The 20,934-nt window shown below is 58.7% G+C and carries 16 protein-coding genes and 1 tRNA gene; 11 read left to right on the top strand and 6 right to left on the bottom strand.

Annotation, left to right across the window (positions count from 1 at the left end; all coding sequences use genetic code 11):
* Positions 1-144 precede the first annotated feature (144 nt).
* Both RUI03_RS01025 and RUI03_RS01030 read left to right on the top strand, forming a co-directional pair.
* Positions 145-1,332, top strand: coding sequence for an OmpA family protein (locus RUI03_RS01025; RefSeq protein ID WP_317288422.1), 1,188 nt, complete (start codon positions 145-147; stop codon positions 1,330-1,332).
* A gap of 273 nt (positions 1,333-1,605) precedes the next feature.
* Entirely contained in the window at positions 1,606-3,672 is a 2,067-nt protein-coding gene (locus RUI03_RS01030; protein WP_317288423.1) for a PBP1A family penicillin-binding protein, read from the top strand.
* Here the strand turns inward: RUI03_RS01030 and RUI03_RS01035 are convergent.
* On the bottom strand, positions 3,645-4,370 hold the full coding sequence (locus RUI03_RS01035; RefSeq protein ID WP_317288424.1) for a SprT family zinc-dependent metalloprotease: 726 nt from the start codon (positions 4,368-4,370) through the stop codon (positions 3,645-3,647). The genes RUI03_RS01030 and RUI03_RS01035 overlap by 28 nt on opposite strands.
* Positions 4,371-4,543: 173 nt before the next feature.
* Between RUI03_RS01035 and mutS the strand changes: the two genes are divergently transcribed.
* The 3 genes from mutS to xseA are packed head-to-tail and all read left to right on the top strand — an operon-like array spanning position 4,544 to position 11,338.
* A complete protein-coding gene (gene mutS / locus RUI03_RS01040) occupies positions 4,544-7,219 on the top strand; it encodes a DNA mismatch repair protein MutS (RefSeq protein WP_317288425.1) in 2,676 nt (891 codons plus the stop codon).
* Complete coding sequence (locus RUI03_RS01045) at positions 7,209-9,905, top strand: nucleotidyltransferase domain-containing protein (RefSeq protein WP_317288426.1); 2,697 nt, start codon at positions 7,209-7,211, stop codon at positions 9,903-9,905. The genes mutS and RUI03_RS01045 overlap by 11 nt, the downstream gene beginning before the upstream one ends.
* Complete coding sequence (xseA, locus tag RUI03_RS01050) at positions 9,902-11,338, top strand: exodeoxyribonuclease VII large subunit (protein ID WP_317288427.1); 1,437 nt, start codon at positions 9,902-9,904, stop codon at positions 11,336-11,338. The genes RUI03_RS01045 and xseA overlap by 4 nt, the downstream gene beginning before the upstream one ends.
* A 10-nt stretch (positions 11,339-11,348) precedes the next feature.
* Here xseA and RUI03_RS01055 read toward each other — a convergent pair whose 3' ends face one another.
* Complete coding sequence (locus RUI03_RS01055; protein WP_317288428.1) at positions 11,349-12,332, bottom strand: OmpA family protein; 984 nt, start codon at positions 12,330-12,332, stop codon at positions 11,349-11,351.
* Between the two features lie 180 nt (positions 12,333-12,512).
* On the opposite strand from RUI03_RS01055, the gene ykgO reads away from it, so the two are divergent.
* From ykgO to RUI03_RS01070, 3 genes are read left to right on the top strand one after another with little or no spacing between them, the layout of a single operon-like run.
* On the top strand, positions 12,513-12,638 hold the full coding sequence (gene ykgO, locus RUI03_RS01060; RefSeq protein ID WP_317288429.1) for a type B 50S ribosomal protein L36: 126 nt from the start codon (positions 12,513-12,515) through the stop codon (positions 12,636-12,638).
* A gap of 52 nt (positions 12,639-12,690) precedes the next feature.
* A complete protein-coding gene (locus RUI03_RS01065) occupies positions 12,691-13,224 on the top strand; it encodes a hypothetical protein (protein ID WP_317288430.1) in 534 nt (177 codons plus the stop codon).
* A 4-nt stretch (positions 13,225-13,228) separates the two neighbouring features.
* Positions 13,229-13,735 carry a TerB family tellurite resistance protein gene (locus RUI03_RS01070; protein WP_317288431.1) on the top strand — a complete coding sequence of 169 codons (507 nt, stop codon included), beginning with the start codon at positions 13,229-13,231 and terminating at the stop codon, positions 13,733-13,735.
* Here RUI03_RS01070 and RUI03_RS01075 read toward each other — a convergent pair.
* The 3 genes from RUI03_RS01075 to RUI03_RS01085 all read right to left on the bottom strand — a co-directional run bounded on the left by RUI03_RS01075 (position 13,732) and on the right by RUI03_RS01085 (position 16,066).
* A complete protein-coding gene (locus tag RUI03_RS01075) occupies positions 13,732-14,592 on the bottom strand; it encodes an MBL fold metallo-hydrolase (protein WP_317288432.1) in 861 nt (286 codons plus the stop codon). The genes RUI03_RS01070 and RUI03_RS01075 overlap by 4 nt on opposite strands.
* A gap of 8 nt (positions 14,593-14,600) precedes the next feature.
* Positions 14,601-15,548, bottom strand: coding sequence for a hypothetical protein (locus RUI03_RS01080; RefSeq protein ID WP_317288433.1), 948 nt, complete (start codon positions 15,546-15,548; stop codon positions 14,601-14,603).
* Between the two features lie 95 nt (positions 15,549-15,643).
* A complete protein-coding gene (locus RUI03_RS01085) occupies positions 15,644-16,066 on the bottom strand; it encodes a TIGR01244 family sulfur transferase (protein WP_317288434.1) in 423 nt (140 codons plus the stop codon).
* A gap of 197 nt (positions 16,067-16,263) precedes the next feature.
* On the opposite strand from RUI03_RS01085, the gene RUI03_RS01090 reads away from it, so the two are divergent.
* The 3 genes from RUI03_RS01090 to RUI03_RS01100 all read left to right on the top strand — a co-directional run bounded on the left by RUI03_RS01090 (position 16,264) and on the right by RUI03_RS01100 (position 18,567).
* Positions 16,264-16,338, top strand: a tRNA-Gln gene (locus tag RUI03_RS01090).
* 143 nt (positions 16,339-16,481) lie between these two features.
* Complete coding sequence (gene gmd, locus RUI03_RS01095) at positions 16,482-17,600, top strand: GDP-mannose 4,6-dehydratase (RefSeq protein ID WP_317288435.1); 1,119 nt, start codon at positions 16,482-16,484, stop codon at positions 17,598-17,600.
* A 1-nt stretch (position 17,601) separates the two neighbouring features.
* The gene (locus RUI03_RS01100; RefSeq protein ID WP_317288436.1) at positions 17,602-18,567 is read left to right on the top strand and encodes a GDP-L-fucose synthase; all 966 of its coding nucleotides are present in this window, start codon (positions 17,602-17,604) and stop codon (positions 18,565-18,567) included.
* Here the strand turns inward: RUI03_RS01100 and RUI03_RS01105 are convergent.
* The gene (locus RUI03_RS01105; protein ID WP_317288437.1) at positions 18,564-20,915 is read right to left on the bottom strand and encodes an exostosin family protein; all 2,352 of its coding nucleotides are present in this window, start codon (positions 20,913-20,915) and stop codon (positions 18,564-18,566) included. The genes RUI03_RS01100 and RUI03_RS01105 overlap by 4 nt on opposite strands.
* Between the last annotated feature and the right edge of the window lie 19 nt (positions 20,916-20,934).

A 20,934-nucleotide genomic window follows, 5' to 3' on the forward strand; every position in this document is an offset into this window, starting at 1 on the left:
TTAATCGTGTTTATCGGCAAAAAAGGTGGGAACTCTTCTTCCATCTCACGGGTTAGGCGTCTATGTACTAACCGGGTTGTCATGTGTTGGCAGCGGGAAGCCTCGCCTCGCCATCTGCTATATCTATCGTACCTTTAGGAGGGGATGATGAAAACCAAACTCGCACTGCTCGCTGCAGCAGGCTCTCTCGCGCTTTTCTCTGCTGCTAACGCGCAGGACTCGGGCTATTACGGCGCACTGAATGCTGGTGTTGTCTTTGACAGCGATGGCCACGATGTTGAGCCAGTTGCCGGTGCTTATCCTGCCATCTTCGACACGGAATTCGAGCTCGACAGCAACATCACTGTTTCTGGCGCTCTTGGCCGTTACTTCGAAAACGGCTTCCGCGGTGAAGTCGAACTGGCGACCCGCACACAAGAAATCAAAGGCATGCCAGGCGATGGCCTCGGCTTTGCTGGTTTCCCCGGCGTCAGCGGTGACCTCTCCGCAACCACGCTGATGATGAACCTCTACAAGGACTTCAGCATTGATGCTGCTGGCCGTATCACACCTTACGTCGGTGTTGGTGTTGGTGCTGCACGCATGCGTCCTGAGTTCGACAACATCGCAACCGGTGTGATCGCTGCTGACGTCTCTGACATGGCCGCTTCGAACATGATCGTCGTTGGCGACATGGAATACACGCCTGCGATCCAAGGCCTTGCTGGTCTGACATTCGACTTCACGGAAAACATGCTGTTCTCCGTTGGCTACAAGTACCTCCTCGCAGACCAGTTTGAGTACGGTTCATACGTGAACGGTCCTGCTGCCAACCTGTCGAGCGGCTATGACGCTCACGAGTTGACGGTCGGCCTGCGTTGGAACTGGGGCGTTGAAGAGCCAGTGATTGTTGAGGAAGCACCACAGCCTGTTCAAATGCAGACATGCTTTGACGGCAGCCGTATTCCTGTCACGCAAGAGTGCCCACCAGAAATCGAAGAAGAAGAAATGATGACGGAACTTGATCCGCTCGTCGTGTACTTCGACTACGACAAATCGGTTCTGACAGACGCTGCACGCACGCTCATTGCTGCTCGCGCTGAAGAAGCTCTGGAAGGCGACGTTTCTTCGATCTCCGTGTCCGGTAACACCGACACTTCGGGTTCGGCTTCTTACAACCAAGCTCTCTCGGCACGCCGCGCTGCAGTTGTCCGTGACGCGCTGGTCGCCAACGGCATTTCTTCAAGCGTCATCACGGTTGAAGCGCTCGGCGAATCCAACCCAGCCAAACCAACGGCTGACGGCGTTAAAGAGCCTCTGAACCGTCGTACGGAAGTTGAATTCAGCTTCTAAGTCGACATTCATCGAACGGAAAAACCGGCGCCTTAAAGCGCCGGTTTTTTTGTGTCGGAACTGACATCAGCAGAATGGTGGCGCCGGCGCGACGACCCCATTAAAACATCTGCCATCCGCGTATTCCTTTATACCCTATTAACACTGATACGCGCAGTTAGACCTATGGCTGGGAAGCGCCCCACATCGCGGTCGGGCACGACTAAACGACCCTCGAAAACCAGAACCGGCGCCTCGTCGCGTGGGGGGTCTGCGCGCGCGTCTGATAAAGGAGTGCGTAAGACGACGAGCCGCACCGCCTCATCCAAACCACGTCGTCCTGTTCGTCGCGTGAAGGCGGGCTCGACGAGACGGAAAAAGAGCCAGTCTTGGACAGCCCATCTGCCCGGCCTGATGAAATTTGCTGGCCGGGTGACGGTCGTGGCAATATTGGGCGTGGCGGTCTTCGCCGGGATTCTTGTCTATTATGGCCGCGGCTTGCCTGAGGTCGGCAATCTGGCCGCGGCGCGCAAGCAGCCGCGGATCACGGTCGTCGACCGCTTTGGCCACACCATTGGTATTCATGGACAGGACCGGGGCGATCCTGTGGATACTGCCGAACTGCCCGAGCACGTTGTGCAGGCGTTTCTCGCCACAGAAGACCGTAATTTTTACCACCATGTGGGGGTGAACCCGATCGCTATCCTGCGGGCACTGACGATCAACATGAGGGAAGGCGGTGTTGCCCAGGGCGGTTCCACTATCACCCAGCAATTGGTCAAGAACCTGATCTTGACGCCAGAGCAGACCTTGGAGCGCAAGGTTCAGGAGATGATCCTCGCCCTGCGGATCGAGGCGCGATACGACAAGAACGAGATTCTGGGGCTGTATCTGAACGCGGTCTATTTCGGAAACGGCGCCTACGGTCTCGAAGCCGCCTCGCGCCGCTACTTCGGCAAATCGCCTAAAGAGTTGAATCTGGGCGAGGCCGCCATGCTCGCCGGCCTGCTCAAGGCGCCGTCCCGGTTCTCTCCGACAAACAGCGAGAATCTCGCGCGGACCCGGGCTGCGGTTGTTCTTCATGCGATGGTCGACGCGAACTTCATCACCCGGCAGGAGGCCGACGCCATCATTGCCCAAGGGGTGGCAGATGTGATCGAGGACGATCGGCGCACCTCCTACGCCGCGGACTATGCCGTGACCGAGGCCGAGCGCCTTCTCTCCGGCATCGACGAAGACATCATCGTGCACACGACGATCGACGGCGAAGCCTTGCGCCGTACGGACGATGCCCGTCGCGCCATCGCGGCCGATGATCCTCTTTATGCGGCAGATATTCAGACCGCTGCCATTGCCATGGAGGAGGACGGGGCCATCCGCGTCCTGATCGGCGGCAATGACTACGCGGAGAGCGTCTACAATCGCGCGGTGAAGGCGATGCGCCAGCCCGGCTCCGTGTTCAAGACGTTCGTCTATCTGGCGGCAATCGAAAACGGATGGGAGCCGGAAGATCTGGTCGACGACACGCCCGTCGTCATCGGCAATTATCACCCCAATAATTACAAGGACCGATATTACGGGCCTGTCGAACTGACAGAGGCACTGTCCCGATCCCTAAATGCTGCGGCGATCCGCCTGCAGGAGGAAGTGGGCCGAAACCGCGTCGTTGATGTGGCCCGGAGGGCTGGCTTTGATGGGCTCACGGATGTGGGGGCATCACTGGCGCTCGGCACCATGGAGGCGACCCCGTTGACGGTGGCGCAGAGCTATCTGCCCCTGTCCAATGGGGGCTATCGGACAGAGCCTTACATCATTGTGGGAATTACAACGGCGAGCGGCCGGACACTGTATGAGCGCGAGCCTCCATCGGCGAAGGCACCGATATTCGATAGCGAAACCCTGGTCGCGTTCGACTACATGCTCCGCCATGTGGTCTCGGCCGGATCTGGCGTCCATGCGCGCCTGCCGGTTCATCAGGCTGCCGGCAAGACCGGTACGAGCCAGGACAGCCGCGATGCGTGGTTTGCGGGCTATGCCAGCGGCGTGGTCGGCGTTGTGTGGCTCGGCAAGGATAATAACGAGCCGATGGAAACGGGCCGCGGCTACATTTCCGGCAGCGGAGCACCGGCCCGCGTCTGGGCTGCGATGATGACGGAAACACTGGGCGATCGGCCAGCGCGCGAGCCTGTGCCTTATGTTCCCCGGCGCAAGAAGCGGTCGCTGTTTGAACATCTCGCCGATATCCTCAACGGCAAGGAAGAGCCGGCTGACTATGATGAGCCAGAAGAGCTCAACAGTGAGGAGCTGGGCCGCCTGCTGGATGAGGTCGCGGTCTACGAATGTACCGGCACCTGTCCGTAGGCGTGCAGACCGGTTCCGTGCCGCCGCAACCACTGGCCGGCTCTCTCGTAATTCGGATCGAGCTCGGCAACGACGCGCCAGAATTTCGGCGAATGATCCATGTGTCGGCGATGGGCGACCTCATGCGCAACCACATAGCGCAGGACATGATCCGGCGCGAAGGCCAGGCGCCAGTTGAAGGATAGCCGCCCATCGGACGCGCAGGAGCCCCAGCGGCTGGTCATCTGGCGCACACCAATGCCCGTGATGGTCACGCCCAGCTGCGCGGCATCGTCTGTCGCATAGGCTGAACACGCCTCCAGCGCGGTTCGGCGAAGCAGGGTCTCGATCCGGCGATGTACCGACGCCTCATCATGCCCGCCGACCAGAATGATGTCATCCAGCAGGGTGGCTGCGCGACTGGCGTTCTGATGGGCGACGACAAGGCGGTCCCGGCCGCGCACCGGCAAGGTCACGCCCAGGGCCAGCGGTACGGGCGGCGGGGTTTCGTCCAGCCGGTCGGAAATCCACTGTCGGCGCTCATTGACCATGGCGAGGGCCGCTTTGACATGGCGGTGGGACGGGCAGGTGACGCGGATCATCCGCTCACGGCCAATGCGAAGGATGAGACGGCGCGCGCGGGGGTTGACCATGACCCGGACGGGCAGGGCTTCGCCTTCGATATCGATGGTGCCGCCGTCAATGGACGATCGGGTCATGGTGGGACTCCGGGCCGGACCGCCGGCCTAGTCTGCTGAGTGTCGCACTGGTCGCGTTTCGTGAAAAGAGAGCGGGTGCTGCATGGGGAAAACGTCGCTATATTTCCTCGACAGGCCCGTGCATCTGGCGTCCAGACGCTGTACATTGTGCGCTCACAGAAAGGCTTCTTCCGATGGACGGTGCGCCCCTTGGCGCCGCTGCAGGCACAGCGATGACCCCGATGATGGCGCAGTACCACGCGATCCGCCAAAAGGCGGGTGACGCCCTGCTGTTCTATCGCATGGGCGATTTTTACGAGCTCTTTTTCGACGATGCCGTGGCAGCGTCGGCGGCGCTCGACATCACCCTGACCCGACGCGGCAAGAAGGATGGCGAAGACATCCCCATGTGCGGTGTGCCCTTCCACGCTGCGGAGACCTATCTGGCCCGCCTCATCCGCAAGGGGTTCTCCGTCGCCATCTGTGAGCAGACCGAAAGCCCCGCCGAAGCGAAGAAGCGTGGCGCGAAATCGGTCGTTGATCGGGACATTGTCCGCGTTGTCACGCCCGGCACCCTGACCGAGGAGACGCTGCTCGACGCACGCACTCACAACCATCTCGCGGCGCTGGCCATGTTGCCAAATGGCGGCGCCCTGGCGGCCGTCGATGTCTCCACAGGTGATGTTTTCGTGCAGTCCGTCGCGGCATCTGCTGCTGCCGATGCCGTTGCGGCACTTGCCCCGGCTGAGCTGCTGGTGGCCGAAGGCGGGCCGACCGATGCCTTGCTGGCGGCCAAGCCGGATCTGCGCCTGTCGTCGGTTCACAAATCCTATTTCGATACCAAGGGAGCAGCGACACGTCTGGCCGAAGCCTATGATGCCGCGACCACGGATGGTTTTGGGCAGTTCGAGCCCGAGCATCTTGCGGCCCTGGGGGCGGTGCTCTCCTATCTGACATTGACGCAGATCGACGCGCTCCCTCGGCTGAAGCCGCCGCAGCTGTTGCGGGATGGCGGCACCATGGCCATCGATGCGGCGACACGGCGCTCACTTGAACTGACCCAGGCCACCGATGGCGGGCGACAGGGGTCGCTCGTCGGCGCAATTGATCGCACACGGACGGCCAGCGGAGCCCGTCTTCTGGCCCGGTGGCTGGGGGCGCCGCTGACTGATGTCGCTGCGATCAATGACCGCCTGGATGCGGTCAGCTTCTTCGTTGACCATCCCGGCCTGAAGGAAAAGGGGAGGGCCGACCTGGCAGCGGCACCGGATCTGGCGCGGGCATTGTCACGCCTGGGGCTGGGCCGCGGCGGCCCTCGTGACCTGGCTGCGCTTCGCGATGCCCTTGGTGCAGCGCGGGATCTCGCCGCGCGCCTGATGGAGCATCAGTCCGCGATCTCGCTACCGACGCTCTTGGCTGGCGCGGCCGCAGATCTCGAGGCGAGGACCGCGGGCGGTTTTGCGGCGTTGAAGGATCATTTGACCCGTGCCCTTGGCGACGACCTGCCCTTGCTGGCGCGCGATGGTGGCTTTCTGGCGACAGGCTACAATGCAGCGCTGGATGAGGTGCGGTCGCTGAAGACCAATGCGCGGCAGGTCATCGCGGCCCTCGAAGAAGAGTATCGCCAGGAAACTGGAATCAAGGCGCTCAAGATCAAGCATTCCAAGGTGCTGGGGTACACGGTGGAAGTGACCGCAGCCCATGCCGACAGCATGCTCTCGGCGCCACTGAATCAGACCTTCCGTCACCGCCAGACGCTCGCGAATGCGGTTCGATTTACGACCCCGACGCTGGCCGAACTTGACTCCAAGATCGTGCGCGCAGGGGACGAGGCACTGGCGCTGGAGCTGGAGCTGTTTCAGGCATTGGTCGACGAGGTACTGGAGCGACATGCTGATCTGTGTGCCTGCGCCGATGCTCTCGCGCTCATCGATGTGACGGCGGCGCTGGCCCATCTCGCGAGTGAAGAAAAGTACGTCCGCCCGCGTATAGACAGTACAAAGACGTTCAATATCGACCAGGGCCGTCATCCCGTCGTGGAAATGACAACTCGCAAACAGGGCGGGAACGCGTTCATCCCCAACAGTTGTCGTCTGGGCGATGGGGATGTCACCGCCCTGCATCTGGTCACCGGCCCGAACATGGCGGGGAAATCGACGTTTCTGCGGCAGAACGCACTCCTTGCCATTCTGGCGCAGGCGGGCAGTTATGTGCCTGCAGCCGCGGCCCATATCGGCGTCGTTGACCGGCTTTTCTCTCGGGTCGGCGCATCGGACGATATCGCGCGCGGGCGATCTACCTTCATGGTCGAAATGGTCGAGACGGCCGCGATCCTCAATCAGGCGACGGCCAACAGTCTTGTCATTCTAGATGAAGTCGGGCGCGGCACATCGACCTTTGATGGCCTGTCGATCGCCTGGGCCGCCCTTGAATATCTGCACGACCGCACCCTGTGTCGCGGTCTATTCGCAACGCATTATCATGAACTGACGAAACTGTCGGCCCGATTGAGCCGTGTGCGCAATGTTTCCATGGCCGTGCGCGAATGGCGCGGCGACGTTGTTTTCCTGCACGAGGTACGGGAGGGGGCGGCTGACAGGTCCTACGGCATCGCCGTGGCCAAGCTGGCCGGTCTGCCAAAGCCAGTTATCGCCCGTGCGAACATTGTTCTGAAGGGTCTTGAAGAAAAGCAGGACCGGACGGGCGGGAGTGCTGCACTGCCGCTATTTGAGTCCGCGCCGGCCGAGGCGCCAACCCATCCCGTCGTTGAGACATTGAACGATCTTGACCCTAACGAGCTGTCGCCGCGAGAGGCGCTGGATTTCCTCTATATGCTGAAGAAAATGGCAGATGAACCCGATGACGAATGATATCCCGGTTCCCGCCGAGCTGGTAGCATCGATCACCGCCGTAAAGGAAGCCGGTGGTGCCTCAAGCGATTTCGGGACCATCCTCCGTCGCCATTGGTCACTCACAAAGTCCGGTCTGTTTCAGAATTACAGTCGGGGGCGGACCATTTCAGAATGCCTCTCCGATTGCATGGACGGCATTGTCGCGACCCTGGCCGACGCTGTCTGCGATGAGAGGACCGCGATTCTGGCCACAGGCGGCTACGGTCGGGGGCAGTTGGCCCCGTTCTCGGACATCGATCTTCTGATCCTGATGGGTGGCCGCAATCATCAGGAGCGACTGGCGCCGTTTCTGTATGCCATGTGGGATGGCAGTTTCCTCATCTCCCACTCCACACACACGCCAGCCAGCGCCATTCAGGCGTGCGGTGATTACGTTACGCGTACGGCGTTTCTCGATGCCCGCCTGGTGTGGGGGAGCCGTGAACTTGCTGATGATTTTCAGGGGCGCTTTGACCGTCTGCGCCGCAAGACCGTCCCCGAATTTGTCAGTCAGAAGCTGAAGGAGCAGGATGACCGGCACGATCGCGATGACGCCTCACGCTACGCCATCGAACCTGATGTCAAAGAGGGCAAAGGCGCTCTTCGGGATCTGGATACGCTACACTGGCTCGATCGCTATGTTGCCGGTATCGACACCAAGCCGGACCAGGATGCGGACTTAAGTTCACTTTTCTCCTCGCGGGAAGTGCGGCGTCTGAAGAAGATCCAGGATTTTTTCTGGTCAGTGCGTGTTCACCTTCACGATATTATGGGGCGTAAGGATGAAAAATTGCGTTTCAGTGTCCAGCCCAAGGTTGCAGCCCGGCTGGGATATACGCCCCGTGGCCGGGAGACCGCAGTCGAACGGTTCATGCGGCACTATTTTCTCAATGCCAAGGAGGTCGGCAAGCTGACGGGCGCTGCCTGTGCGCAGTTGGAGAGCCGCGCATTCAAGGAAGCGCGTCTGTCGCGACGGGTCGCAGGCGCTGTAGGGCGCATGACACAGGAGCAGCCTTTCGACGGCGAGGACGGTCTGGTCCTGCGAGGCGGCCGGTTGAATTTCGTCGCCGATGATGCCGCCCTGGTCAGCAACCGTGATGTCTTTGCCCTGTTCCGGGCGGCGGGGCGGCACAATGTTGAAATTCATCCGCAAGCGATCCAGATTGCATTCCGCGTGGGGCGCAAGCTGGGGCAGAGCTGCCGCTCCGATGCCGAGCTGGCGACGATTTTTCGAGATATCCTGCGCGAGTCCATCAGTGTTGAGAGAACCCTGCGGGCCATGACTGAGGCGGGCGTCCTTGGCCGGTACATTCCGGCGTTTGGCGGCGTTATCGGGTCGGTCGAGTACGGGCTTTTTCGTCTGTACACACTTGAGGAGCATATTCTTCGATCGACTGGCGTCTTGAGTGACATGCTGCATGACCGCGATGACGGCCGGTTCAAACTCACCAAGCCGATGGCAAAGGCGCTCGACGATCCGACACCCCTGTATCTGGCCCTGCTGTTGCAGGAAGCAGACGCTGGCCTGGGAGATCATTCGCGACGGGCGCTGAAAGGTCGCGTCGTTGAACAGGCTCGCCGCATTCTGGACACGGATGACAAGGTTCAGGATGTTGTCTTTGCTGTGCTGAACCGCGACCTTCTCGTGCGGACGGCCTCTCGGCGCAATGTCATCGACATGCATCTTCTTGAGAAGCTTTGCACGATTATCGACAGTGAGAAGAAGCTGGCCCTGCTCGCTATCGCGACGAGTTGTCGGCACCGGACAGCTGGACTTCGCTCATGGGAAGAATACGCCAAACGGGACGTGAAGCTTCTGGTTGAGTTGATCAGAGCCTATCAGTCAGGCGGAGAAGAACATGTGCTGACGGTCCTGTCGGAGCGTCAGCACAGTCTCCGCGCGCAGGCTCGGGCCATGTTGCCCCCTGATCAGGCCGAAACATTCGATGGGTTTCTTGAACGGACCGGCCCGACCTTCTGGTCGATGGCGGATGTCGCTGCGGCCGCTGACCTTGCCCTGCTCGTGGACCGGGTCGACCGGACGGGCGCGACCGGTGGTGCGGTGGCGCAGCCCAATCCCGGCGGCACATTGCAGGTGATTGTCTACGGCGATGACCGCTCAAAACTCTTTGCCGACTGTGCAGGTATCGTCGCAGAAATTGGCGGCACCGTGTTCGGGTCATCGGCGTTCCCCCTCGGCCCGAATCCGGCGGGCGTGTCCAAGGGCGTTGTGATCTTTCAGATCAACCGGGCGGGATCACCTGTTCAGCCGTTCGAGGCGTCAACGGAAGAATGCCTCGATATCGCCGCGCGGTTCGAGCAGGTGGCGTGCCGCACAGGGCCGCCGCCGCGTCTGCCTGCCCCGGTCATCGGCGACCGTCGATCGGTTTTTCACGTCGAGCCGATTGTGCGGATCGACAACGATTCCTCAGAAGATTCGCTGATTGTTGAGGTAGAGGCGCTGGACCGTCCTGGCCTGCTGTACTCGATCGCAGGTGGGCTTGCGGAAATAGGTGTCTCGGTCCAACTCGCCTTTGTGTCCACTTACGGGCATGTGGCGGTCGACACCTTCTACCTGCAGGATGCCCCGCGGTATAAAATTACCGATGAGCGCCGTATTGAAGCGATCCGTCGTCAGATCATCCGCGTACTGGAGGCCACATGAGCAGCAATGTCGCCGAATACACCGTTTCGGAACTGTCCAGCCGCGTCCAGCGAACGATCGAAGATTCGTTTGGTTATGTGCGGGTGAAGGGCGAGTTGGGTCGCGTCACAAAAGCCGGTTCTGGCCACGTCTATCTGGATTTGAAGGATGACCGCGCCAGCCTTTCTGCTGTCGCCTGGAAGGGTGTGGCCGCGAAATTTGCGATCCGTCCGGAGCAAGGGATGGAGGTTGTGGTGACCGGCCGCATGACCACCTTCCCCGGGCAGTCCAAATATCAGCTGATCATCGATACGCTTGAGCCGGCAGGCGAGGGGGCCCTGATGGCCCTTCTTGAGGCCCGGAAGAAAGCGCTGGCTGCGGAGGGGCTGTTTGATCCGTCCCGCAAGCGGCCGCTGCCGTTTTTACCGCGAGTGATTGGTGTGGTGACGTCGCCATCGGGTGCCGTCATTCGGGATATCCTGCACCGGCTGCGGGACAGGTTTCCGTCCCACGTGCTCGTCTGGCCGACCCTGGTCCAGGGTGACAAGGCGCCGGCGCAGATCATCGCCGGTATCGAAGGTTTCAACCGTCTTCCTACGGATGGATCAGTACCTCGTCCAGACGTTCTGATCGTGGCGCGGGGCGGCGGGTCGCTGGAGGACCTCTGGTGTTTCAACGATGAGGCCGTGGCGCGTGCCGCTGCTGCCAGCGAGATTCCGCTGATCTCCGCTGTGGGTCACGAGACCGACACGACACTAATTGATTTCGTCGCCGATCGCCGCGCACCGACGCCAACCGCTGCGGCGGAAATGGCCGTGCCCGTTCGCATGGAGCTGCTGCAGGATCTGGCAACGAAGGAGAGCCGGCTGTCGGGCGCTACCATGCGTCTGGCGGACCGCCGCCTGCTGGCCCTGACGGCGGCATCGCGCGGCCTTGGACGGCCGGAAGGCTTGTTGCAGACGGCCGAACAAAGATTTGACCGTGCGGCGGAACGTCTGTCCGGCGCTCTCGTGCAGAAGGTCGATAGAGCCACTGCGCGCCTCTCCGCAGCTCACATGGCCTTCACGCCGCGGCGAATGGTGCAGATGACCCGGCATGCGGAGGAGCGCCTTGGCGACCGTGTGCGGCGGATGGGGCGGACACTCGATATCGTGCTGCGTCGCCGACAGCAGGAACTGTCCGATCAGGGGCGGCTTCTCGAAAGCTATTCCTATCGCAGCGTGCTGGATCGTGGGTTCGCGCTCGTGCTCGATAATCAGGGGCACGTCCTGCGTCGGGCGGAAAATGCCGTGGCTGGCGCCAGCGGCACTATTCGCTTTGCCGATGGTGAACGCGCGGTTCAATTTGGCCCGGGCAGCACGCCGCCACAGCAATCCACCGCAAAGCCAACGCCTCCTAAAAAACAACCGGCCAAGAAGCCGACGCCGAAAGCCCAAGGGGGGCTGTTCGACTAGGTGTCGTGGCTCACGGGATTGTAACTAACTCGACACGCCGGTTTTTCTCCCGTCCGGCTGCCGTGGCATTTGAGGCGACGGGCGCAGCGGGGCCCACGCCTTCCGCAACCAGGCGATCGGGCGAAATGCCGTGCTTCTGGATCAGGGCCTGGACAACGCTCCGGGCACGACGTTCCGACAGGATCTGGTTCTGCCGCATGCTGCCCGACGTGTCCGTATGCCCCACGACCATCAGGCGCACGGTGGGTGTCGCTTTCAGATAGTCGGCGATCTCACGCACCTGCCGCGCCGAAGTGGGGGCCATGACATCGCTGCTGACCGCAAAGTCGATGTCATAAAGCGGCACGCGACCCTCCAGGTCGAGCTGCTCGGAGATCTGCACCGCGCTCAACCCGCCGAAGCGCAGGGCCAGAGGCAGATCCTCCTCGACGATTCTAATCGCGGCGTACGGCATCATCGGCCGTGTCGGCGTCGCCTTCGTCTCAATCGCAAAGATGCTGATCCAGATATCGCCTTCCGCTCGCTCTTTATGCATCAGGGCATAGGTGTTGCTTGACCACTGGCTCGGGATGCCGGGCACGTCGCCGGCGGCGGCGGCCCAGAAGGCAGGCGCGCTGCCGCAATCTTCGGCACGGCAGTAAAAGAGGGTCGAGAACCCCTGGTCCTCAAGCGCTGACTGGTAGCTGCGCACGACATCAAGAGCCGAGCGCTCGGTTGGTCCTTCATAGCGAAACGAATTTGCTGTCCCGCTCACCTCCACCATGTGTGGCTTGGGATCGACCCTATTGCCGGTCGGCATCGCCTCCTTGGGCATGGCCGCACGATAATCCTTCTGCACCTTCTGATAGGTCAGGATCGAGCCGTCATACCGTTCAATCAGCGTGTGATCGCTGGCACCCCGGACGTCCTGGGCCATCGCGGTGGAGCCGAAGACGGCATTCCCAAGGGTCAGGATCAGGAAGGGGACGAGAGCGGGCAGGGGGCCTGTGGGCATTCTTTTCCTCTCAGGTCACGAGCTGGGACGCGGAACGGCCTCGTCATAGGGGGGCTTGAGGCGCTAGAGAAGGGGCCCAGGACCGCTTGGTCAAAAGAGGCTGAATAACCATTGACGTGCACGCCTCAGCCCCGTAGAGACCCGCCTCTCCTACTCATTCCTTCTCAGAAGAGATCCGACATGAAAGTCCGCAGCTCGCTGAAATCGCTGAAAAACCGGCACGCTGACTGCCGCGTTGTTCGCCGTAAAGGCCGCATCTACGTTATCAACAAGACCCAGCCTCGTTTTAAAGCGCGGCAAGGTTGAGCTCTACGCCGTTGTTGCGGCGCAGAACTTGCGATAGCATCCGCCTATGCGGATGATGCTTCTTACCATACTGTTGGTCTGCGCGCCCGGTTTCGCGGCGGCGGATCAGTATGATTCCCGGTTGGAACCCCTTTTCGATGACCTTCGGTCCGGAGAGGGCGATCCCGATACCATCGTCTCCGACATCCAGTCGATCTGGCTGACAGCCCCCGAAGCGGGGCTGAACGTGCTTGTGGAACGCGTTGTGTCCGCCATGGAGGCGGGCGACAATGCCTCCGCCGCCGTCCTGATCGGCCACCTGACGGGGTTGGCCCCGCATTACGCCGAGGGCTGGGTCATGAAAGGGCATCTGGCGATGCTCGAAGAGGACCGGGTCACCGCCACCATCGCCTTCCAAAAAGCCATTGCGTTGGAGCCGCGTCATTTTTATGCGCTGGAAATGCTGGGCGATCTGGCGCTGATGTCCGGTCATGATGATCGCGCTTTTGGTCGGTACCGCGAGGCGCTCGACATCAATCCCTATCTTGAAAATGCGCGGTCGCAGATGAACCAGCTTCGCCGCCAGATGAGCGGGCAGGAGATCTGAGCCGATGATGGCAGTTTTCACGCTGTTATTCGTTGGAGTCCTGATCCTGGCCATCATTCGCGAATTTCGCACCCGACTTGATGACAAGGGCAAACCGGCGGGGTTTGGCCAGGGACAACCGCGCCTCACTGAAAATCTGACGGATCCGGCCGAGGCCGCGGCCGTCCTTCTGGTGCAGACGGTGGCCTATCGCGGTCACCTCAACGTTGCCCATAAGGAACGGGTTGAGGAGCTGATGCAGGGTGCATTCGGCGTCACCGAAGAAGAAGCCAAGGGCCTGTTCTCCTTTGGCCGTATGGCGGTGGGCCAGCTGGGCGATGCCGAACCTTCAGCCAGGCGTCTCGTCCGCCCCATTGCTGCAAACTGCACGTTGGACGAACAGCGCGACCTGATCCGCATGATGGAAGTGTTGTCCACGCTGGATGGGCGGCCAACGGGGCCCCAGTCCCAATTGATCGCCACCGTATCGCGCGCCCTGCGCCTTGGCGGCATGCACGGCAGCGTCCACTAGGACGAAGTGTACAGACCGTTTTTCACTTTGACCCGCCCGGCCCGGACATGCCGTTCAAGATGCGCCCTCACATTCAGGCCCGCCGCCATATGCAGATGCGCCGGCGTATCGGCGTAGACGGTCTTCACAATATCCGGAATTGACCGCCCAACCGCCGCTGCCAGGATGCTGGCATCGCGCATTTGCCGATGGGCAGCTACCGCCTGAACAAACGGCATCGGATCATCAATCGGCGCGCCATGGGTGGGATAATATCGATGATCCGCTCGCGCCAGCAGCAGGTCCAGCGACGCAAGATAATCGTCCATATTCCCGTCCGGCGGTGCAACGACAGTGGTCGACCAGCCCATGATATGATCGCCGGTGAACAGGGCGCGCTCCTCCCGCAGGGCATAGCAGAGATGATTGTCCGTGTGCCCTGGCGTATGGACGGCCTCTATCGTCCAGCCCGGCCCCTCTATCGTATCGCCCGCGGACAGCATCCGATCTGGCGCAAAGCAAAAATCTGCCCCTTCATCCAGGGCCGGGGGCGCTTCCTCTACGGTGGAACTGTGAGCCCCAAAGGCGCAGACGGTGGCGCCGGTCAGCGCTTTCAGCTTCGCCGTGCCGCCGCTGTGATCGAGATGCGTGTGGGTGATGAGGATGTGCGTAATCGGGCCGGGCGCGCAATCAACAACCCGTCCGATATGGATGGCATCATCCGGCCCCGGATCAATGACTGCAACACCTCGATGGTCGCCGACCAGATAGGTCCCGCTGCCGGTGAAGGTGTAGGGGCCGGGGTTCTTGGCAATTACCCGTCCCACCCGATCCGACAGGCGGGCGAGGCGCCCATAGTCGAAGGGAAATGAGTGCACGAACGGAATCACAACGTCGGCCGCCGTCCCAACCGCTCGTCGACCATGCGGCGAAAATCCGCCGCCAGCCTCTGCATGGCAGGGCGCTTTTTCAACTGCTCCATGGCGATGGGAGGCCCCATATCGGTCTTGTTCACGTCGACGATATAAAGTCCGCCATCATGCCGGTCGCGCAGGATGTCCATGCCGCCGAACTCCAGTCCCATTCGCCCGGCAAAACGGATGATCTGTGCTTGCTCTGTTTCGCTGAAGCATTCCGTGGGTGTCGACAGGCTGACCTGGTCATTGTCATTGGAGAAACGGATGGCGCCATGGCGGCGTTTGATGAAAACGACGGAGAGGCGGGATCCCACCACATAGGTGCGATAATCTGTATAGGACACGCCATCATCGGTGGCATCGACCAGCCGCTGATACACCATGCCTGGTGCCGCTGCTGCCAGGGGGCCCATCTCAATGCGGCCATCGTGACAGCCATTTCTTTCTGACTTCACGACCATGGGGCCAGCATGATTCAACGGGTCGACCGCCAGGGAGTAGCCAAACACCTCTTCAAAGTGCCCGGCGACAAGGCTCTTGCGGATGTCAGTGCAGCGACCATTGATGGTGCCGTCGGGGTGACTGACCGGGCTGGTCTCGCAATCCTCGAAATAGAACAGCAGATCGGCATCTTCGGGATCATCCACAATGTCGATCCGGGCCAGCCGACAGACCGACCAGACCGCATACCAGGGCTGAGGCCGTCGCGGGAGGAAGGCGATGCGGGGATTGTCGCGCAGCAGGAGTTCGCCGGTCAGAATGGCCCGAACGGGCCGGGTTGCGACGATGGCTGACACTTCACCCAGATAGGAAATGACCCGCGCCACATTGCGCAGGAACCGGACCTCGAGCGGCACGACGTCGCCGGTCCGATGAATGACGATGGCCCGCCCCTTGAAGCTGAAACTGTTCCACATTGCCCTGGTCCCACAATGCGCCGACATGTCGGCGCCCCGGGTCGCTTTTGCGCCAGGCGAGGGGGCCTGCCTAGTGAAAACCTCGTGGCAGTCCGCTAGTGGCCGGCCATTTCATGCAGCGTGCCGTGAAGGTGGCTCAGATCATAGCCAGCCTGATCGGCCAGTCGCAGCAGTTCGTGGGGGTCAGCGCCGTCGCGGGCCTGCGCCAGAACCCACAGGGTGATGGAGCGCGTCCCAGACCGGCAATAGGCAAGCACCTTCTGATGAGCATTGAAGGCCTGCGCCGTCGCGTCGAGGTGGTCCTGCGTGATCCCGTCGCGACCGAGCGGGATATGCGCAAATGAAAGGCCCGCGGCCTTCGCGGCCGCTTCCACCGCGGCGGCATCCAGCTGTCCCGGCTCTTCGCCATCGGGGCGGTTACAGATGACGGCGTCGTAGCCTTCTGCCGCGAGTTGCGGGATGTGCTCCAGGGTGATCTGCGGCGCAACAGCGACGGTATCTGTGACATATCTGATCATGATGCCTTGCTAGGCCGGCGCGCGCACCGCCGCAATACCGGATCGCCGCTCGAGCTGATCGGGGAGGGGATGCAGGCGTGAATGGCGCTGCGACCGCCTCATCCGGTCGTCCCGGCCAGCAGGACAAAATTGCATTGATTTTGCCCAAAATTACCGTTGCGTCCGCCGTGCCGCTTCTCTATAGCGACGTCCTCCGTTGGGGTGTAGCCAAGTGGTAAGGCAGCGGTTTTTGGTATCGCCATTCCTAGGTTCGAATCCTAGCACCCCAGCCAATTTTTCGTAACATTGTGGTCGCGCGTAATTTGTCGTGATCTTTAATGGTCGCGCCGAATTATGCGAACTCGGCCTATTCCCTAGACGTGCGAAATTCCGGCCTTTAAGGCAACTGAAACTGGGTTTCGACAGGGAATTGGTCATGAAAAAAGCGGTTATCACCGGCATCACGGGGCAAGACGGGTCGTATCTGGCCGAATTTTTGCTTGAAAAGGGCTATGAAGTTCATGGAGTCAAACGCCGGGCTTCTTCCTTCAATACTCAACGTATCGACCATATTTACGAAGATCCGCATAAAAGCCATAAGCGCCTGTTCCTTCACTATGGTGATCTGTCAGACACCTCTAATCTTACCCGTATCATGAATGATGTCAGGCCAGATGAAGTCTATAATCTGGGCGCACAGTCTCACGTTGCTGTCAGCTTTGAGTCGCCAGAATACACGGCCGATGTCGACGGATTAGGGGCGCTACGTCTTCTTGAAGCAATCCGATTTCTCGGACTCGAAAAGACGACTCGTTACTACCAAGCATCGACGTCCGAACTCTACGGTATGGTGCAGGAGATACCGCAAAAAGAAACGACGCCATTTTATCCGCGTTCCCCCTACGCAGTGGCGAAATTGTACGCGTACTGGATTACAGTCAATTATCGCGAATCCTATGGTATGTACGCATGCAATGGTGTGCTGTTCAATCACGAGAGCCCGCGTCGAGGCGAAACCTTCGTGACGCGAAAAATAACCCGAGGACTTGCGAACATTGCGCAGGGGCTCGAGAGTTGCCTCTATATGGGCAATATGGACGCACTTCGCGACTGGGGGCACGCGCGAGATTACGTCCGTATGCAATGGATGATGCTGCAGCAAGAGAAGGCTGAGGATTTTGTAATTGCCACCGGCCGGCAAATTTCGGTCCGTGAGTTTATCAGTATGGCGGCAGGCGAGCTTGGCATACGACTTCGTTTTGAGGGAAATGGCGTCGAGGAGAAGGCGACAGTCATTTCAGTTGACGGCGATCACGCGCCCGCGGTCAAAGTCGGCGATCAAATTGTAGCAGTCGACCCGCGCTACTTTCGTCCAGCTGAAGTCGAAACTTTGCTAGGCGATCCGGCCAAAGCAAAAGAAAAATTGGGCTGGGAGCCCGAAATTTCTGTGGCTGAGATGTGTAAGGAAATGGTGGCCGCAGATCTACACGATGCCAAGCGACATGCCTTGCTAAAGAAGTATGGTTTTGACGTCCCAATCTCTGGAGAGTTCTAGTATGTCCGTTAACAAGCAAGTTTTTGTCGCTGGACATAGAGGCATGGTTGGCTCTGCTATTTGTCGAAATCTCGAAGGAAGATCCGATGTCAGTGTCAAGACTATTGGCCGGGAGAGCCTTGATCTGACGAACCAAGCAGAAGTATTTGAATACTTCTCAAAAAACGAGATACATGAGGTCTACCTGGCAGCGGCTAAAGTAGGCGGTATATACGCCAACAATGTATTTCCAGCCGACTTTATATATCAAAACTTGATGATAGAGGCCAACATTATTCACGCCGCGTATAGCAATGGCGTTCAACGCCTCTTATTTTTGGGATCGTCTTGTATTTATCCAAAATACGCGGATCAGCCCATGTCGGAAGACAGCCTGCTGACGGGCACTCTTGAGCCCACCAACGAACCGTACGCAATAGCGAAGATCGCTGGAATAAAGTTGTGCGAGAGCTACAACCGTCAGTATGGAACGGACTTCCGAAGCGTCATGCCGACAAATCTATACGGACCACGTGACAATTATCACCCGGAAAATTCTCACGTGGTTCCCGCGCTAATTCGGCGGTTTGACCAAGCTAAAAGAACGGGTGCAGATGTTGTTGCCATTTGGGGTACTGGTTCCCCGATGCGTGAGTTTCTCCATGTGGACGATATGGCAGCCGCGTCAATTCACGTTATGGAACTCGATCGCGATATCTATGACGCGAACACCCAGCCCATGCTCTCTCACATCAACGTCGGCACGGGTGAAGATTGCTCGATCTATGACTTAGCTGTATTAATATCCGATGTCGTAGGCTTTAGCGGGCGCATAGAATTCGATGCGACAAAGCCCGATGGCGCCCCACGCAAGTTGATGAATGTATCTCGACTTAATGCATTGGGGTGGAAGGCTAAAATTGGTTTGAAGGAGGGGCTAAAGGATGCCTACGCATGGTATCTTCAGAACACGGCAATTCCAAATTAACGTAGAAAATTCAGTCTGCTGAGCAAGGTCGCATGTAGGCGTTCAGCGAAGCCCCGCCTTTCTTCGGTGAGTAGGCTTATGCTCGAGAATTTGCGAAAAAGGCGTTCTTGCGTGTCAAGATATAGCTTTGCAAATGAAAGATCAGGTTCGAACGTCCGTATAAGCTGGGCTGAATCCTCAGCTGTGCGATCGTACAAGTTCAGAAAGCTGCCTTCAGATGCGATTTCATGGATCCTGTGCTCCGGCGAAGCCCAATACAAGGGGATCGATAATGTTGCGTATGCGTCAAAAATCTTCTCGGTGATGTAATTGCGCTGGTGAGTGTTCTCAAGACCGGAGGCAATGAAAGTCTTCCTATCGAGGGTTACCAGTTTATCAAGATGCCAGTCTGGCAATTTTTGCCGTGGCAAAGTATCTCGCTCCCAATCCTTGCCGACTACCAGCATCGATTGTTGTCCGATAAAGGAGGATGCAATCTGCGTCCGAAAGGCACTGAGGCCATAGATGTCTAATTCCGGCGCGCTGAAATCATATTTCGGATCGTCGCGCCGCTCTGCGAAAAAAGCACCCCGTATCTCAGCATTTTTCCAATGTAAGAGCAGATCCTCCGGGGTATAGTGGCGATTTCGCTCAAACATTTGTCGGTAGTGCAGAATATAGCGGTCATCTGTTGACGTGAAATAAGGTATTTCCCGAAAATTGAATACGTCGCTGTTGGTGTGGTTTATAATTGCGTAGGCCTCAGAAAAATCCTCACCAATGATCTGGCCGCTTTGATGTCGAAAGTCCGGGGACCAGATCGTGTCCCACAGGGGCTCTTCAGACACGACTACCAGGTAAGGATTGGACCCATTTCGGGCTATATCTGCATATCGACGCCAATTTTCTTTAAAATCTTTAGCAAATCCAGTCACAATCAATTGAGAACTTTCAGTTGTAGTGTGTGTAAACAAATCTCGATTGTACAGCGAGAGGTCTGGATATGAGAGTGGTGTTCTATGGGAATGCTTGCCGTCCAGAGCAACCAACAACCGTTGGTCCGAGACGGAATTATGCACTGCGAATGGCGATGCGCCAGCGCACTTTCTCAACCTGTTAAGCAGTTCAAGGTCATTTAAGTGCGCCGTCGCAAGGTCAAAAGCCTTCGCTCTTACGGGATCGGCGAAAAACGAATTTCTGAACGCGGATGAATTTTCCGCAAACTGGATTATGCACGCCCCGGCGTACAGCCGTATTTCATCACTACATACGGTGCCTCTGTTGAGGATATTTGAAGCGATCTCGTCGAGTTTTTCAAATTCGTGGCTTTTTGCAGTTATTCCGTAAGGCCGGGCATCGTTGCTGCGCAAGGCCGCTGCTGTCTCGAGCCACATTTTACGTACGTCATATACGAAGTCGCCGGGCCCGTACTGTTTCCAGATTTGTTTCAGCGCTTGACGCTTCCTTGCGAGCAAGCCCGAACTTTGCTCGATTTCCTGAAGGCGCGCTGGAAGCGCTTTAACCTCTTCTAGGTTCTCGCCACAAAACTCAGCCGCCAGTTCCCACAGCTCCCTGTTGCCAGGCGGTTTGTATTTCTCCGAAAGGATGACCGGTATCGCACCCGCGCCAATTGATTCCCACAGTCGGATAGAATTCGGGCCTGATCCGGAAGGACAAAGAGAAAAAATGCTCCTTCCCAAGACATCCTTAAATTCATCGCTGGCAGTTTCGCTGACTAACTTTTCGGGGGTATCCGTAGTGTTTGCAAAAATCTGGTGATCATAAACAATCTGATTGTAGTGCCAATTATCACGCCCGGTAATAATCGCATTCGGATAATCCCTGAGTTCGGTCAAGATTATCGACCGCACTTGAGTGAGATACCAATCGTTTGATCTCGCGCCGACAAAAGAAAAAAGGATTGGTCTATCCTGCTCCGATGTTTTGACGTCGATGGCAGGCCATTGTACGGGATAGAGAGGAAAAGGATGCAGCCGAATTGAATCTTGCCCGCGCTTTAATTCATTGGTTTCAATGGTCGCATGTGACCAAAAAATATCAGTAACCCCACTATCGAAGAACAAGCCTGCGAATTTTTCCAACAGTATGTGCTGACAGACGGTGATCACTCGACGCGCATTTTTTAATTCGCCCGCCAAACTATCCAGGTGCTGTCGCAGTTCTTGGCGACCTTCAGCACCGGTATTGAGCCGATCGATGAGCGTTGCCCACGGAAACCCTAAATAATAGGCGCCGGGGATTGGTTCGAACGAATCGCGAATTTTCTGATACGCGAATTGCTCTGTGATGGCAGGAAACTGCCAATCGGCGTCGTGGGCAATCACGCTGGTCATAGCAATTCTAGACATATTAAAAATTTTTTGCCGC

The organism is Parvularcula sp. LCG005 (assembly GCF_032930845.1).
Lineage (GTDB): Bacteria > Pseudomonadota > Alphaproteobacteria > Caulobacterales > Parvularculaceae > Parvularcula.